The 15,538-nt window shown below is 72.3% G+C and carries 12 protein-coding genes; 8 read left to right on the top strand and 4 right to left on the bottom strand.

Going from position 1 to position 15,538, the window contains the following annotated elements; translation table 11 throughout:
- Positions 1-289: 289 nt before the first annotated feature.
- Positions 290-1,681 (bottom strand): MFS transporter, encoded by a 1,392-nt coding sequence (locus OG247_RS14905; protein ID WP_327252710.1) that lies wholly within the window; start codon positions 1,679-1,681, stop codon positions 290-292.
- Between the two features lie 92 nt (positions 1,682-1,773).
- Here OG247_RS14905 and OG247_RS14900 point away from each other — a divergent pair, with 92 nt between their 5' ends.
- Entirely contained in the window at positions 1,774-2,400 is a 627-nt protein-coding gene (locus OG247_RS14900) for a TetR/AcrR family transcriptional regulator (protein WP_327252709.1), read from the top strand.
- A 1,106-nt stretch (positions 2,401-3,506) separates the two neighbouring features.
- On the opposite strand, the gene rpsT is transcribed toward OG247_RS14900, so the two are convergent.
- Positions 3,507-3,773 (bottom strand): 30S ribosomal protein S20, encoded by a 267-nt coding sequence (gene rpsT, locus OG247_RS14895; protein WP_243334768.1) that lies wholly within the window; start codon positions 3,771-3,773, stop codon positions 3,507-3,509.
- A gap of 234 nt (positions 3,774-4,007) precedes the next feature.
- Between rpsT and lepA the strand changes: the two genes are divergently transcribed.
- The 3 genes from lepA to hemW all read left to right on the top strand — a co-directional run bounded on the left by lepA (position 4,008) and on the right by hemW (position 9,310).
- Positions 4,008-5,873, top strand: coding sequence for a translation elongation factor 4 (gene lepA, locus OG247_RS14890; protein ID WP_327252708.1), 1,866 nt, complete (start codon positions 4,008-4,010; stop codon positions 5,871-5,873).
- A 254-nt stretch (positions 5,874-6,127) separates the two neighbouring features.
- A complete protein-coding gene (locus OG247_RS14885) occupies positions 6,128-8,020 on the top strand; it encodes an AMP-dependent synthetase/ligase (RefSeq protein WP_327252707.1) in 1,893 nt (630 codons plus the stop codon).
- Between the two features lie 57 nt (positions 8,021-8,077).
- Positions 8,078-9,310 carry a radical SAM family heme chaperone HemW gene (hemW, locus tag OG247_RS14880; protein ID WP_327252706.1) on the top strand — a complete coding sequence of 411 codons (1,233 nt, stop codon included), beginning with the start codon at positions 8,078-8,080 and terminating at the stop codon, positions 9,308-9,310.
- A 295-nt stretch (positions 9,311-9,605) separates the two neighbouring features.
- Here hemW and OG247_RS14875 read toward each other — a convergent pair whose 3' ends face one another.
- Positions 9,606-10,403: a DUF3097 domain-containing protein gene (locus OG247_RS14875; RefSeq protein WP_327252705.1), complete on the bottom strand. Its 798-nt coding sequence runs from the start codon at positions 10,401-10,403 to the stop codon at positions 9,606-9,608.
- Between the two features lie 28 nt (positions 10,404-10,431).
- Complete coding sequence (locus tag OG247_RS14870; protein WP_327252704.1) at positions 10,432-11,157, bottom strand: MBL fold metallo-hydrolase; 726 nt, start codon at positions 11,155-11,157, stop codon at positions 10,432-10,434.
- A 151-nt stretch (positions 11,158-11,308) separates the two neighbouring features.
- On the opposite strand from OG247_RS14870, the gene hrcA reads away from it, so the two are divergent.
- The 4 genes from hrcA to OG247_RS14850 all read left to right on the top strand — a co-directional run bounded on the left by hrcA (position 11,309) and on the right by OG247_RS14850 (position 15,485).
- Positions 11,309-12,325 carry a heat-inducible transcriptional repressor HrcA gene (hrcA, locus tag OG247_RS14865; protein WP_327252703.1) on the top strand — a complete coding sequence of 339 codons (1,017 nt, stop codon included), beginning with the start codon at positions 11,309-11,311 and terminating at the stop codon, positions 12,323-12,325.
- A complete protein-coding gene (gene dnaJ / locus OG247_RS14860; protein ID WP_327252702.1) occupies positions 12,326-13,462 on the top strand; it encodes a molecular chaperone DnaJ in 1,137 nt (378 codons plus the stop codon).
- Positions 13,463-13,653: 191 nt separating this feature from the next.
- Positions 13,654-14,745, top strand: a complete 1,092-nt coding sequence (locus OG247_RS14855) for a nitronate monooxygenase (RefSeq protein WP_327252701.1) — start codon at positions 13,654-13,656, stop codon at positions 14,743-14,745.
- A complete protein-coding gene (locus OG247_RS14850) occupies positions 14,742-15,485 on the top strand; it encodes a 16S rRNA (uracil(1498)-N(3))-methyltransferase (protein WP_327252700.1) in 744 nt (247 codons plus the stop codon). The genes OG247_RS14855 and OG247_RS14850 overlap by 4 nt, the downstream gene beginning before the upstream one ends.
- Positions 15,486-15,538: the final 53 nt, after the last annotated feature.

The following is a 15,538-nucleotide window of genomic DNA, read 5'->3' as shown; positions in this document are numbered from 1 at the left end:
CCGGCTCCTGCCCCTGCCCCTTGCGCCGTGGCCCCCGGCTCCTGGCACCTCGGAGCCTGGCGCCCGGGCGCCGGAGTCGAGCCGCCGGGTCCCCAGGGTTGAGCCCCTGGTCCCCGTAGCCGGCCCCGGGCCCCGGGTCCAGGGGCCTTGCGGCCTGATGCGGGGCCGGACTGCTGGTGCCGGTGGTGGGTCCTGTGGGGGGCTGTCCTCTGCCCGCCCTTCGCTCGTTCTCCGGGCTCCGCCCGGACGTGGTCCGCAAACGCCGGACGGGCTGGATTGGGGTCCGGCTTCAGTGGGCCATTGCGTGGGGGGAGGCGGGGTCGGGGTGGCCCGGGGGGAGGAGGAAGGGGGTGGCCAGGGCCAGGGTCAGGGCCGGGTAGGCGAGGGTGGTGAAGTCGGCTGAGGCCAGGGCGGCGATGGCGAGGGCCGCGCCCAGTTCGTGCGAGGTGCCGACCAGACCGGAGGCCAGGCCGGTGTGGGCCGGGGCCACTTCGGAGAGCGCCGAGGTCGTGGCGCACACGAACGCCGCTCCGAGTCCGAGGGCCAGCAGGGCGAAGCCGGGGACCAGGCCCGACCAGAGGCCGCCCAGGGGAGTGAGGGCCGCGCCCGCGGCGGCCAGGGTGAACGCCGCCGCGCCGACCGGGCGCCAGCCGAAGCGGGGGAGCAGCCGGGAACCCAGGTGTGCGCCCGCGGTGGCGGCCACCGCCGCCGGGAGGAAGGCCAGCCCGGTGACCAAGGGGCTCCGCCCGAGGGATTGCTGGATGTGCAGGGAGCTCAGGTAGAACGCGGTCACGAGCAGGCCCGCCGCCCCCAGCATCACCGCGCTGCCGCCCAGCAGGGAGCGCAGGCCCGGCATGGCGGGCGGCATCAGCGGGTTCGTGGAGCGGCGTTGCGTCGCCACCAGGAGGGCCACCGCGGCCAGGGCGCCGATGGCCGGGAGCCAGGAGCGTTCGGTCAGCCCGTAGACGAGTGCGGCCGCGGCCAGGGTCGGCAGGAGGATCGCGGGCACGTTCACGGGTGTCCGGCGGCCGGGATCTGCCGCGCCGGAGGTGCGGCGGAGCGGGCGGCCGAGCAGGACCGGGACCCCGAGCAGGGCGAGTGCGCCGACGGGCAGGTTGAGGTAGAAGATCCAACGCCAGCCGGGCCCGTCGGTGAGGATCCCGCCGAGCAGGACCCCGAGGGCCGCACCGGTGCCGCCGATCGCCGCCCAGGCGCCGAGGGCCCGGTGCCGGGCCGGACCCTGGAACAGGGTCGTGACCAGGGACAGGGCGGCCGGCGAGAGCAGGGCCGCACCGACGCCCTGTGCCGAGCGGGCCGCGATCAGTGTGGCGGTGTCCGCCGCGAGCCCGGAGGCAGCCGAGGCGGCGGTGAAGAGGGCCAGCCCGGCCAGGAACGTCCGCACCGCACCGAAGCGGTCCGCGAGTCGGCCGCCGGCCAGCAGGAGGGCGCCGAAGAACAGGGTGTACGCCGTGACGACCCAGGTCAGGCCGGGGCCGGAGAGGGAGAGGTCGGCGCCGATGGCGGGGAGGGCGACGTTCACGACGGTGACGTCGGCGATGAGCATGAACTGGGCCAGGCAGAGGAGGACGAGGAGGGCGCCCCGGTGGGGGTGGGGAACCGGGTGGGGGTGTGCGTCCTTGTCCCGGTTCTGGTTTTGGGTGTGCGGGGCGTGCGAGGGCATGGCGAAGCCGCTCCTAAAGTTAACGGGGGTGTTAGGGATTGAGTATGCGGCTTCGCCGGGGGAATGTGAACAGTGGTGTTAAGTTTGCTGTCATGGTCTCCGACGCACCCCGCCCCCGCCGCGCAGACGCCGAGCGCAACGCCGCCGCGATCGTCGATGCGGGCCTGGACTGTTTTCTCGCCGACCCGCAGGCGAGCATGGCCGCCGTCGCCCGCGCGGCGGGAGTCAGCCGCGTCACGCTGTACTCGCACTTCGCGACCAGGGAAGCCCTCCTCGACGCCGCGCTCGACCGGGCCGTCGACGAGGCCGCGGCCACGCTGGAGGCGCTCGACGGTGAGGGCGGAGCGGCCGAGATGGGCGCCGAGGAGGCCCTCGGGTTCCTCGTTCGCAGTTCGTGGCGGATTCTCGACAGACACTCCGCGGTGTTCGCGGCCGTCTCCGCGGCGCTGCCGCCCGAGCGGCTGCGCGAGCGCCACGACCGGATCCTCGCTCCCGTCCGCCGGCTGATCGGCCGCGGCCGGGAGAGCGGCGAGCTGCGCGCCGACCTGTCCGCGGACTGGCTGGTCACGGTCGTCTACAGCCTGGTCCACGCGGCCGCCGCCGAGGTCCAGGCCGGGCGGATGGCCCCCGCCGAGGCGCCGGAGATCCTCACGGCCACTGTCCTCGCCGCTGTCACGGCCCGCCCCGCCGCACCCGGAAGGCCCCCGGCGCCGGCCTGAGGGGCTCCGGTGTCCGCCTGTAGCTCCCGTACGACGCGACGCCGGCGCTCCGTGTGGCCGGTGGGCCCGGGGTCCTGAGGCTTCGTGGGGCCCCGAGCCTGCTGGGGCTGAGAGCGGGCAGGGGGCCCTGAGCGGGCCATGCCCGAGCCCCGTGGGGCCCGGAGTTCCCGTACGGCTCGGCTCGGGGCTCCGCGCGGCCAGTCCCCGTGCCCCTGGGCCGGCCGGGGCCTTCCCAGGGTTTTGCCGGGGCCGCCGGTGGGCCGGAACCCGAGTGGGCCGCGCCCTGAGTCCCGTGCTGCCCGGAGTTCCCGTAACGACCCGGCGCCGCGCGCGGCCGGTGGCCCCGGGCCTTGACGGCCCGGGGACTTCTCGGGGCCATGGGCGGCCAGGTGGTTCCGCGCGGGCTGTGCTCCGAGTCCGTGGCCGGGAGCGCCGGTGCTACTCGGCGCTGCGTGCGGCCGATGGTCCGGGGGCGTGAGCGGCCCGGAGTTCTGAGTGGCCCCGGAGGTCAGAGCGGTCCGGGGTGCGGAGCGGTTCGGGCTCGGAGTGGGCTCCGTCCGAGGTGGGCCGGTGGCCGGTACGGCTCGGTGGCCGGTACGGCTCGGGGTCCCGTACGGCTCGGGGTCCCGTACGGCTCGGAGTCCCGTACGGCTCGGAGTCCCGTACGACTCGGGGTTTCGTGCGGTCCGGGGCTGCTGTCGTGGGCCCCCGAGGCCCCGTGCGGTCTGGGGCCGCTCCCGTGTGTTCCCGCAGGTCCCGTGCGGGCTCCGGCTGCTCACGTGGGGACCCGAGGTCTAGGGCGGCCGACCTTGGGGCCCGTGGGTCCCCGAGTTCCCGTGCGGGCTCGCGCTGCTCCCGTGTGACCCGGGGTCCGGGCAGCCGGCCCGGGGCCCGTGTGCCTGGTCCCGGCGCCCTGGGTCCCGGAGGGTCCCCGCATGCCGAAGGCCCCGGTCGCTGCCCTGGGGAAGGGAGGCGGTCGGGGCCTTCGGTTACTTCTGGGGTTGCACCGCACCCGCGTGGCGAACGCTTCGTGTGCGGCGCGGAGTGCCGGTCGGGAGCGGGAGAGAGGGCCCGCTGGTTCCTTGCCCGGCGATCACATCAGGGGCTCAGCCCTGAAGGGAGGCAACCTTGATCGCCAGCGCCGACTTCTTGTTGGCGGCGGCGTTCTTGTGGATGACACCCTTCGAAACGGCCTTGTCGAGCGCGCGGGAAGCGGCGCGGGAAGCCACGGTGGCCTTCTCGACGTCACCGGCGACGACGGCCTCACGGGCCTTGCGGATGGCGGTCTTGAGCGAGGACTTGACGGCCTTGTTGCGAAGGCGAGCCTTCTCGTTCGTCTTGTTGCGCTTGACCTGGGACTTGATGTTCGCCACGAAAGAGCCTTTGCAGGTTCAGAGATTTGATCTTCGGATTGCGTCCCGTAGAGCTAGAGGGCACACGAGACACAGCTGCTCAGGCTACCAGCTGCCTTCCGACCGGCCCAAACCGAGCGCACTCCCCGGTTCATGGGACCATGGGAGTCTGCGTATAGAGCCGAGCAGATCCGACTTCGCGCAGACCGACGCCCACACTTCGTTCCGACTGCGACCCGAGAATCAGGACACTGCGTGCCCGCGATCCCCAGCCACGTGCCCGAGCCGAGCCGTACCGACCCGGCGCTGATCCGCAATTTCTGCATCATCGCGCACATCGACCACGGCAAGTCGACCCTTGCCGACCGGATGCTCCAGCTCACCGGTGTGGTGGACTCGCGGCAGATGCGCGCCCAGTACCTCGACCGCATGGACATCGAGCGTGAGCGCGGCATCACGATCAAGTCCCAGGCGGTCCGACTGCCGTGGGCGCCGAACACGGGTGAGGACCAGGGCAAGACCCACATCCTCAACATGATCGACACCCCCGGGCACGTCGACTTCACCTACGAGGTCTCGCGTTCCCTGGCGGCGTGCGAGGGCACGGTCCTCCTGGTGGACGCGGCCCAGGGCATCGAGGCGCAGACCCTCGCCAACCTGTACCTGGCGATGGAGAAGGACCTCGCGATCGTCCCGGTCCTGAACAAGATCGACCTGCCGGCCGCCCAGCCGGAGAAGTTCGCCGAGGAGCTCGCGAACCTGGTCGGCTGCCAGCCCGAGGACGTCCTGCGCGTCTCGGCGAAGACCGGTCTCGGCGTGGACGTGCTGCTCGACAAGATCGTCGCCACGGTCCCGGCCCCGGTCGGCCCCAAGGACGCCCCGGCCCGCGCGATGATCTTCGACTCCGTCTACGACTCGTACCGCGGTGTCGTGACGTACGTGCGTGTGGTCGACGGTCAGCTCAACAAGCGCGAGCGCATCCGGATGATGTCGACCGGCGCCACGCACGAGCTGCTGGAGATCGGCGTCTCCTCCCCGGAGATGACCCCGGCCGACGGCATCGGCGTCGGCGAGGTGGGCTACATCATCACCGGCGTGAAGGACGTCCGTCAGTCCAAGGTCGGTGACACCATCACCAGCCTGCACAACGGCGCGACCGAAGCCCTCGGCGGCTACAAGGACCCGCGCCCGATGGTCTTCTCGGGCCTGTACCCGCTCGACGGCTCGGACTACCCCGACCTGCGCGAGGCCCTGGACAAGCTCCAGCTCAACGACGCCGCGCTGGTCTACGAGCCGGAGACCTCGGCGGCGCTCGGCTTCGGCTTCCGCGTCGGCTTCCTCGGTCTGCTCCACCTGGACGTGGTGCGCGAGCGCCTGGAGCGCGAGTTCGGTCTCGACCTGATCGCCACCGCGCCGAACGTGGTCTACCGCGTCGTCATGGAGGACGGCAAGGAAGTCTCCGTCACCAACCCGAGCGAGTTCCCCGAGGGCAAGATCTCGGACGTGTTCGAGCCGGTCGTACGGGCCACCCTGCTCGCGCCCTCCGAGTTCATCGGCGCGATCATGGAGCTCTGCCAGCAGCGCCGCGGCACCCTCCTCGGGATGGACTACCTCTCCGAGGACCGGGTCGAGATCCGCTACACGCTGCCGCTCGCGGAGATCGTCTTCGACTTCTTCGACCAGCTGAAGTCCAAGACGCGCGGCTACGCCTCCCTCGACTACGAGCCCACCGGCGAGCAGTCCGGCAGCCTGGTCAAGGTCGACATCCTGCTGCACGGCGACAAGGTCGACGCCTTCTCCGCCGTCTGCCACAAGGACGCGGCCTACGCCTACGGCGTACGCCTGGTGGCCAAGCTGCGCGAGCTCATCCCGCGGCAGGCCTTCGAGATCCCGATCCAGGCGGCCGTCGGCTCCCGCGTCATCGCCCGCGAGACCATCCGCGCCATCCGCAAGGACGTCCTCGCCAAGTGCTACGGCGGTGACATCTCCCGTAAGCGGAAGCTGCTGGAGAAGCAGAAGGAAGGCAAGAAGCGCATGAAGATGGTCGGCTCCGTGGAGGTCCCGCAGGAGGCCTTCATCGCCGTCCTCTCCAGTGACGAGTCCGGCGGCAAGAAGAAGTAGCCGCAGCGACCGTCATCGGATGAGAAGCAGGCCCCCGCGCTCCGGCGCGGGGGTCTGTTTCGTTATGAATCGGCGCCCCAGGGCCTCTTACGCGCCAGACGGAGGGCCCCTAGTCTGATCAATGCTCGTTGGTTACTCGCCAGTTTTTTGGTCGGATGCGGCCAAGCCCTGACTCAGCCACCCACCCTGACCCACCACCCAGTCAGTCCGCCCCTGTGATGAACAGGCCCTGCCGAGTGGTCCGGAGGATGTCCGTGAGCGACACACAGACCTTGATCGAGAACCGCCCGCCCACCGTGGCGACCCTCTTCCTGGAGCGTGTCGCCGCCACGCCGAACGGCGAGGCCTACCGCTATCCGGTGCCCGCGGCCGACGGCCGGGGCGGCCCGGACGACTGGAAGTCGCTGAGCTGGGGCCAGGCCGCCGAGCGGGTCTTCGCCATCGCGGCCGGAATCATCGACCTCGGGATCCAGCCGGAGCAGCGCGTGGCGCTGTCCTCCAACACCCGGGTGGAGTGGATCCTCGCCGACCTCGGCGTGATGTGCGCCGGCGGCGCCGTGACCACCATCTACCCGAGCACGAACGCCGAGGAGTCGGCGTTCATCCTCTCCGACTCCGAGAGCCGGATCCTGATCGCCGAGGACGCCGCGCAGCTGGCCAAGGCCCGCGAGCGCCGCGCCGACCTGCCCGAGCTCGCCCACGTGGTGGTCCTGCAGGCCGCCGACGCCGTCGCGGCCGACGGGGACCCCGAGGGCTGGGTGCTCTCCCTCGCCGATCTGGAGGCGCGCGGCCGGGAGTACCTCGCCAAGCACCCCGAGGCGGTCAAGGAGCGGATCGCGGCGATCACCGCCGACCAGCTCGCCACCCTCATCTACACCTCCGGCACCACGGGGCGCCCCAAGGGCGTGCGGCTGCCGCACGACAACTGGTCGTACATGGCCAAGGCCACCGTCGCCACCGGCCTGATCACCAAGGACGACGTCCAGTACCTCTGGCTGCCGCTCGCGCACGTCTTCGGCAAGGTGCTCACCTCCGGCCAGATCGAGGTCGGCCACGTCACCGCCGTCGACGGCCGCATCGACAAGATCATCGAGAACCTGCCGATCGTGCAGCCGACCTACATGGCGGCCGTCCCGCGCATCTTCGAGAAGGTCTACAACGGAGTCGCCGCCAAGGCCCGGGCCGGCGGCGGCGCCAAGTACAAGATCTTCCAGTGGTCCGTCGGCGTGGCCCGCGAGTACGCCAAGGTCACCCAGGACAACTTCCGCCGCACCGGCCGGGCGAGCGCCCCCTTCGGCCTCGCCACCAAGCACAAGGTCGCCGACGCGCTCGTCTACTCCAAGCTCCGCGAGGCCTTCGGCGGCAACCTGCGCGCCGCCGTCTCCGGCGCCTCCGCCCTCGCCCCCGACATCGGCTACTTCTTCTCCGGCGCGGGCATCCACATCCTGGAGGGCTACGGGCTCACCGAGTCCAGCGCCGCCTCCTTCGTCAACCCCGGCGAGGCCTACCGCACCGGCACCGTCGGCAAGCCGCTCCCCGGCACCGAGGTCCGCATCGCCGACGACGGCGAGGTGCTGCTGCGCGGCCCCGGCATCATGCAGGGCTACCACGGGCAGCCCGAGAAGACCGCCGAGGTCCTCGAGGCCGACGGCTGGCTGCACACCGGCGACATCGGCGAGCTCTCCGCGGACGGCTACCTGCGCATCACCGACCGCAAGAAGGACCTGATCAAGACCTCGGGCGGCAAGTACGTCGCCCCGGCGGAGATCGAGGGCCGGTTCAAGGCCCTGTGCCCCTACGTCTCCAGCATCGTCGTCCACGGCGCCGACCGGAACTTCTGCTCCGCCCTCATCGCCCTCGACGAGCCCTCCATCCTGGTCTGGGCCGCCGAGAACGGCCTGGAGGGCAAGACGTACTCCCAGGTCCTGGCCGCCCCCGAGACGAACCGGCTCATCGAGACCTACGTCCAGACCCTCAACGAGGGCCTCCAGCGCTGGCAGACGGTCAAGAAGTTCCGCCTCCTGCCGCGCGACCTCGACGTGGAGCACGGGGACCTCACCCCGAGCCTCAAGCTGAAGCGGCCGGTCGTCGAGCGCGAGTTCAAGCACCTCATCGAGGAGATGTACGAGGGGTCGCGCGAGGCGTAGCCAGGGGCTCGGCGCGAGCCCGTAAACGACCTTGGGGCAGTGCGGGACAATGGGCGCATGCCTTCCGCACTGCCCGACGGTGAACCCATGCCCGAAGACGGCTCGCTGCCGCTCCACGCCCTGGCGGGAGCCGGGGAGCGGCCGCTCGGGTTCTACCTGCACGTTCCGTACTGCGCCACGCGCTGCGGGTACTGCGACTTCAACACCTACACGGCCACCGAGCTGCGGGGCACCGGCGGTGTGCTCGCCTCCCGGGAGAACTACGCCGACACCCTGATCGACGAGGTCAGGCTGGCCCGCAAGGTCCTCGGGGACGACCCCAGGGCCGTACGGACCGTCTTCGTGGGCGGCGGCACGCCCACGCTGCTGCCCGCCGGCGACCTCGTACGGATGCTCGCGGCGATCCGCGAGGAGTTCGGGCTGGCCGAGGACGCCGAGGTCACCACCGAGGCCAATCCGGAGTCGGTGAACCCGGACTACCTGGCGGAGCTCCGCGCGGGCGGCTTCAACCGGATCTCCTTCGGCATGCAGAGCGCCAAGCAGCACGTCCTGAAGGTGCTGGACCGTACGCACACCCCCGGACGCCCGGAGGCCTGCGTCGCGGAGGCGCGGGCGGCGGGATTCGAGCACGTGAACCTGGACCTGATCTACGGGACGCCGGGGGAGTCGGACGAGGACTGGCGGGCGTCGCTGACGGCGGCCCTGGGGGCCGGACCCGATCACATCAGCGCCTACGCGCTGATCGTGGAGGAGGGCACCCAGCTCGCGCGGCGGATCCGGCGGGGCGAGGTCCCGATGACGGACGACGACGTCCACGCGGACCGGTACCTGATCCTCGACGCGGTGATGGCCGAGGCGGGGTACTCCTGGTACGAGGTCTCGAACTGGGCCACCTCCGAGGCCGGGCGCTGCCTGCACAACGAGCTGTACTGGCGCGGGGCCGACTGGTGGGGGGCCGGGCCCGGAGCGCACTCGCACGTGGGCGGGGTGCGGTGGTGGAACGTGAAGCACCCCGGTGCCTACGCGGCGGCGCTGGCGGAGGGGCGGTCGCCGGGGGCGGGGCGGGAGCTCCTCTCGGAGGAGGACCGGCGGGTCGAGCGGATCCTGCTGGAGCTTCGGCTCGTCGATGGGGTGCCGCTGTCGCTGCTGGCGCCTGCGGGGCTGGCGGCGTCCGTCCGTGCACTGGCCGACGGGCTCCTCGAAGCCGGCCCGTACGCGGCCGGGCGGGCCGTTCTGACCCTGCGGGGTCGCCTCCTGGCCGACGCGGTGGTCCGCGACCTGGTGGACTAGCCCCGGCCGGGGGCGGGGCGGCCCTGCGGGGCCGGGTCCCCTACCCACCCTTCCACCGTTCCCCGGGCTCCGCCCGGACCCGGTTCCGCGTGCGGCGCCGTTTCCGGGGGCCAGCCCCCGGACCCCCGCTCCTCAAACGCCGGAGGGGCTGGATTTCCGCCGGCCGGGGCTGGATTGCCCGCAGGGCACTCCCAGCCTCGCCGGCGTTTGAGGCGCGGGGGCCGGGGCGGAGCCCCGGGGAACGGGCGAAGGGCGGGTAGGGGACTTCTGCCCCGCAGGGCCGCCCCCACCCGGGTCACGCCGTCACGTGGTCGATCAAGTGCTCCACCGCGCCCAGCAGGGTGGGCTCCAGGTCCTTGTACGAGGTCACGCGGGACAGGATGTGCTGCCAGGCGGCTCCGGTGTTCTCCGGCCAGCCCAGGGCCCGGCAGATGCCCGTCTTCCAGTCCTGGCCGGGCGGGATCACCGGCCAGGAGCGGATGCCGAGGGCCGAGGGTTTCACCGCCTGCCAGACGTCCACGTACGGGTGTCCCACGATCAGGACGTGCGGGGAGGTCACGGAGGCGGCGATGCGGGACTCCTTGGAGCCCGGGACCAGGTGGTCCACCAGGATGCCCAGCCGGGCGTCCGCGGCGGGGGCGAAGTCCGCGACCACCGACGGGAGGTCGTCGATGCCCTCCAGGTACTCCACCACGACGCCCTCGATCCGCAGGTCGTCGCCCCAGACCCGTTCGACCAGTTCGGCGTCGTGGCGGCCCTCCACGTAGATCCGGCCCGCCCGGGCCACCCGCGCGCGGGCCCCGGGGACGGCGAGGGAGCCCGAGGCCGTACGGGCCGGGGCGGCCGGCCCCCGGGCCGGGCGGGTCAGGGTCACCACCGCGCCGTCCAGGAGGAAGGCACGGGGTTCGAGGGGGAAGACGCGGCGCTTGCCGAAGCGGTCCTCCAGGGTGACCGTGCCCGCCTCGCAGGCCACCACCGCGCCGCAGAAGTCCGTACCCGCCACCTCGACCACCAGATCGGGATCGGCCGGCACCTCCGGGACGGGCTTGGCGCGCTTCCACTGCGGGGTCAGGTCGGGGGAGTACTCACGCATCCGGCCGAGGGTAGGAGAGCCGGCCGCCTCAGGCGTCCGACACGCCGAAACGGGCCGCCAGTGTGTCGCGTTGGGCACGCACGAAGGCCGCGTCGACCACCGCTCCGTGACCCGGCACGTACAGAGCGTCGTCCCCGCCCAGGGCGAGGAGCCGGTCCAGGGCCGCCGGCCACTGCCCGGGCACCGAGTCCGGACCCGCCTGCGGCTGGCCCGATTCCTCGACCAGGTCGCCGCAGAAGACCACCTCGCGGGCTCCGGGCACGAAGGCGGCCAGATCGTGCCGGGTGTGACCCGGGCCCACGTTCGCCAACAGCACCTGCACTCCGCCCAGGTCGAGCGTCCACTCGCCCGACACCAGGTGCCGGGGGACCACCAGCAGGTCCGCCGCCTCGGCGGCCTCGGCCTCCGGCAGGCCCTGGCGGACCGCGTCCTCGCGCAGCTCCTCCCGGCCCGCCGAGAGCACGGCGTCCAGCCCGACCGGGCCGTAGACCTCCGCCCCCGCGAACGCCGCACCGCCCAGTACGTGGTCGAAATGTCCGTGTGTGAATGCGAGATGGGTCACGCGCCGGCCCGCCAGCCGCTCCGCCTCGGCCCGCACCAGCGCGCCTTCCCGCAGGGAGGACCCGGGGTCGATCAGGAGGGCCGAATCCTCGCCCACCACCAGTCCCACGGTGCAGTCCCACACCGGCAGGCGCTTGCGGCCGGCCCGTTCGGTGAGCCGTTCCCAGCCTGCCTCTTCCCAACGCACGTCCATGCCGCGACGCTACCTTGGCGGGCCGCCCTTGCTACGGGTGTACCACCCCGCCGTACACTGACCGGGGGATCTCTGGCACTCGAACGCTCAGAGTGCCAGCAGGCAGAGCCTGCCGAAGCCGCGAACGACGGAAACGATGGAGGTGTGCGCGATGCTCAGCGAACGCAGACTCGAAGTGCTGCGCGCCATCGTCCAGGACTACGTCGGGACGGAGGAGCCGGTCGGCTCCAAGGCGCTCACCGAGCGGCACCGGCTCGGCGTCTCGCCCGCCACCGTGCGCAACGACATGGCCGTCCTGGAGGACGAGGGCTACATCGCCCAGCCCCACACCAGCGCCGGCCGGATCCCCACCGACAAGGGCTACCGCCTCTTCGTCGACAAGCTGGCGGGGGTCAAACCCCTGTCGACGCCCGAACGCCGGGCCATCCAGAACTTCCTCGACGGGGCCGTGGACCTCGACGACGTCGTCGGCCGTACGGTGCGGTTGCTCGCGCAGCTCACCCGGCAGGTCGCCGTCGTCCAGTACCCGTCGCTGACCCGGTCCACCGTCCGGCACGTGGAACTGCTCGCGCTGGCCCCGGCCCGCCTGATGCTCGTCCTCATCACGGACACCGGCCGGGTCGAGCAGCGGCTCGTCGACTGCCAGACCCCCTTCGGGGAGGCCTCGCTCGCGGACCTGCGGGCCCGCCTCAACAGCCGTGTCGTCGGCCGCCGGTTCACCGACGTGCCGCCGCTGGTGCAGGATCTTCCGGAATCCTTCGAGAACGAGGACCGGGTGACGGTGCGTGCCGTCCTCGACACCCTCCTCGAAACGCTGGTCGAGGAGGCGGAGGAGCGGCTGATGATCGGCGGCACCGCCAACCTCACCCGCTTCGGACACGATTTTCCCCTGACGATCAGGCCGGTGCTCGAAGCGCTGGAGGAGCAGGTCGTGCTCCTCAAGCTGCTGGGCGAGGCCAGTGAGTCGGGAATGGCCGTAAAGATCGGGCATGAGAACGCCTACGAGGGACTGAACTCCACGTCCGTCGTCTCGGTCGGCTACGGTTCGGGCGGCGAAGCAGTCGCCAAACTCGGCGTGGTCGGACCGACCCGCATGGACTACCCCGGAACGATGGGAGCGGTACGCGCAGTGGCACGTTACGTCGGACAGATCCTGGCGGAGTCGTAAGTGGCCACGGACTACTACGCCGTTCTCGGCGTGCGCCGCGACGCATCGCAGGACGAGATCAAGAAGGCATTCCGGCGGCTCGCGCGCGAGCTGCACCCGGATGTGAACCCCGATCCCAAAACGCAAGAGCGTTTCAAGGAGATCAACGCCGCCTACGAGGTCCTCTCGGACCCGCAGAAGAAGCAGGTCTTCGACCTCGGCGGCGACCCGCTGTCCTCCTCGGGCGGCGGCGGAGCCGGGGGATTCGGGGCGGGTGGCTTCGGCAACTTCTCCGACATCATGGACGCCTTCTTCGGCCAGTCCTCGCAGCGCGGACCGCGCTCGCGGACCCGCCGCGGCCAGGACGCCATGATCCGCCTCGACCTGGAACTGGACGAGGCCGCCTTCGGCACGACCAAGGACATCCAGGTCGACACGGCCATCGTCTGCACCACCTGCTCCGGCGAAGGCGCCGCACCCGGCACCTCGGCGCAGACCTGTGACATGTGCCGCGGCCGCGGTGAGGTCTCGCAGGTCACCCGGTCCTTCCTGGGCCAGGTCATGACCTCGCGCCCCTGCCCGCAGTGCCAGGGCTTCGGCACCGTGGTCCCGACCCCGTGCCCCGAGTGCGCGGGCGACGGCCGGGTCCGCTCCCGCCGCAGCCTCACCGTCAAGATCCCGGCGGGCGTCGAGAACGGCACCCGGATCCAGCTCGCGGGCGAGGGTGAGGTCGGCCCCGGCGGCGGCCCCGCCGGCGACCTGTACGTGGAGATCCACGAGCTGCCGCACCCGACCTTCCAGCGGCGCGGGGACGACCTGCACTGCACGGTCACCATCCCGATGACCGCGGCCTCCCTGGGCACCAAGTGCCCGCTGGAGACCCTGGACGGCCTGGAGGAGATCGACATCCGGCCCGGCACCCAGTCCGGCCAGGCGATCCCCCTGCACGGCCGGGGCGTCACGCACCTGCGCGGCGGCGGCCGCGGAGACCTGATCGTCCACGTCGAGGTCACCACCCCGAACAAGCTGGACCCGGCGCAGGAGGACCTGCTGCGCCAGCTCGCGAAGCTGCGCGGCGAGGAGCGTCCGCTCGGCCAGTTCGCGCCGGGCCAGCAAGGCCTGTTCAGCCGCCTGAAGGACGCCTTCAACGGGCGCTGAGCCGCGCGCGGAGCAGCGTACGGGCAGCGTACGAGAACACCTGCGAGCCCGGTCCGGGGATGCCCCGGACCGGGCTCGCGGCATGCGGGACGGCAGGGCGGCGGCGGTATTCGGGCACCCCGGTGAAGGGGACTATGCCAGGCGAATGCCGTGATTCGGTCCCGTGAGCGGGACATGGCACGATGCAGCTCATGTCCTCCGCACCGAACGGTCTCTTCACGTACCCGATCGTGCAGGCGCCCATGGCGGGCGGCGCGTCCTGCCCGCCGCTCGCGGCCGCCGTGTGCGAAGCGGGCGGACTGGGCTTCCTCGCCGGCGGCTACAAAACCGCCGACGGCATGTACCAGGAGATCAAGCGGCTGCGCGCGCTCACCCGCCGCCCCTTCGGCGTCAACCTCTTCCTGCCGCAGACCGGGCACGTGGACCCGGCCGCCGTGGAGGCCTACCGGGGGCACCTCGCCAGTGAGGCCTCCTGGTACGAGATCTCGCTCGCCGACGAGGACATCATCGGCACCAGCGACGACGGCTACGACGCCAAACTGGCCATTCTCATCGAAGACCCGGTACCCGTGGTCTCGTTCACCTTCGGCCTGCCCTCACCCGCGGCCTTCACCTGCCTGCGCAAGGTCGGTACGTACACGATCGCCACCGTCACCTCCGTCGAGGAGGCCCGCGCCGCGCAGGCGGCCGGCGCCGACGCCGTCTGCGTCCAGGGCGTGGAAGCGGGCGGCCACCAGGGCACCCACCGCGACGACCCGCAGGGCGACGGCACGGCCGGAGTCGGCCTGCTCGCGCTCGTCGCGCAGGTGCGCGAGGCCGTGGCCCTCCCGATCATCGCGGCGGGCGGCCTGATGCGCGGCTCGCAGATCGCCGCGCTGCTCACCGCGGGCGCGGAGGCCGCGCAGCTCGGCACGGCCTTCCTGGCCTGCCCGGAGTCCGGCGCGCACGCCCTGCACAAGAAGGCGCTGACCGACCCCCTGTTCGTCCGGACGGAGCTGACCCGTGCCTTCTCCGGCCGGCCGGCCCGCGGGCTGGTCAACCGGTTCATGCGCGAGCACGGCCCGTACGCCCCGGCCGCGTACCCGCAGGTCCACCACCTGACCGCGCCGCTGCGCAAGGCCGCCGCCGCGGCCGGGGACCCGCAGGGCATGGCCCTGTGGGCGGGCCAGGGGCACCGGCTGGCGCGGGCCCTGCCGGCCGGGGAGCTGGTGGAGGTGCTCGCGGCGGAACTCGGCGCGGCGCAGGACGTGTTGAAGGCAATGCAGATGAGGAGTGCGTCATGACCGCCCCGGTGTTCGTGGTCGAAAAGGTTCCCGCGGGGCCGGAGTTCGTGCTGGACGGCCCCGAGGGCCGCCACGCGGTCTCCGTGAAGCGGCTGGCCCCGGGCGAGGCCCTCGTGCTGACCGACGGACGGGGCGACTGGGCCGAGGCCGTCGTGACGGCCGCCGAGGGCAAGGACCGCCTCGTCGTCTCCGTGTCCGGAGTCTTCGAGGAGCCGGAGCCCGCCGTCCGGATCACCGTCGTCCAGGCCCTGCCCAAGGGCGACCGGGGCGAGGTGGCCGTCGAGACCATGACGGAGACCGGCGTCGACGCGATCGTTCCCTGGCAGGCTTCGCGCTGCATCACCCAGTGGCGCGGCGAGCGGGGCGCCAAATCCCTCGCGAAGTGGCGGGCCACCGCCCGGGAGTCCGGCAAGCAGTCCCGCCGGGTCCGCTTCCCCGACGTCGAGGAAGCACTGTCGACCAAGCAGGTCGCGACGCTGCTCGCCGGGGCCGACCTCGCGGTGGTCCTGCACGAGGACCGGGACGCCCCCTCGGGCGCGCTGGCCACCGCGGAACTGCCCGCCGCCGGCTCCATCGTCCTGGTCGTCGGACCCGAGGGCGGGGTCTCCCCGGACGAACTCGCCGCCTTCGCCGCGGCCGGGGCGCACCCGTACCGGCTGGGCCCCTCGGTGCTGCGCACCTCCACGGCGGGCACGGCCGCCGCGGCGGTCCTGCTGGCGAGGACGGGCCGCTGGTCCTGATCGGTCCGGCGGGGGCGGTGGATACGATGCCCGAATCGATCACCCGTCACGAA

Source organism: Streptomyces sp. NBC_01244 (genome assembly GCF_035987325.1).
In the GTDB taxonomy this organism is placed as follows: Bacteria; Actinomycetota; Actinomycetes; order Streptomycetales; family Streptomycetaceae; genus Streptomyces.
This window is presented reverse-complemented; position numbering and strand designations above follow the sequence as displayed.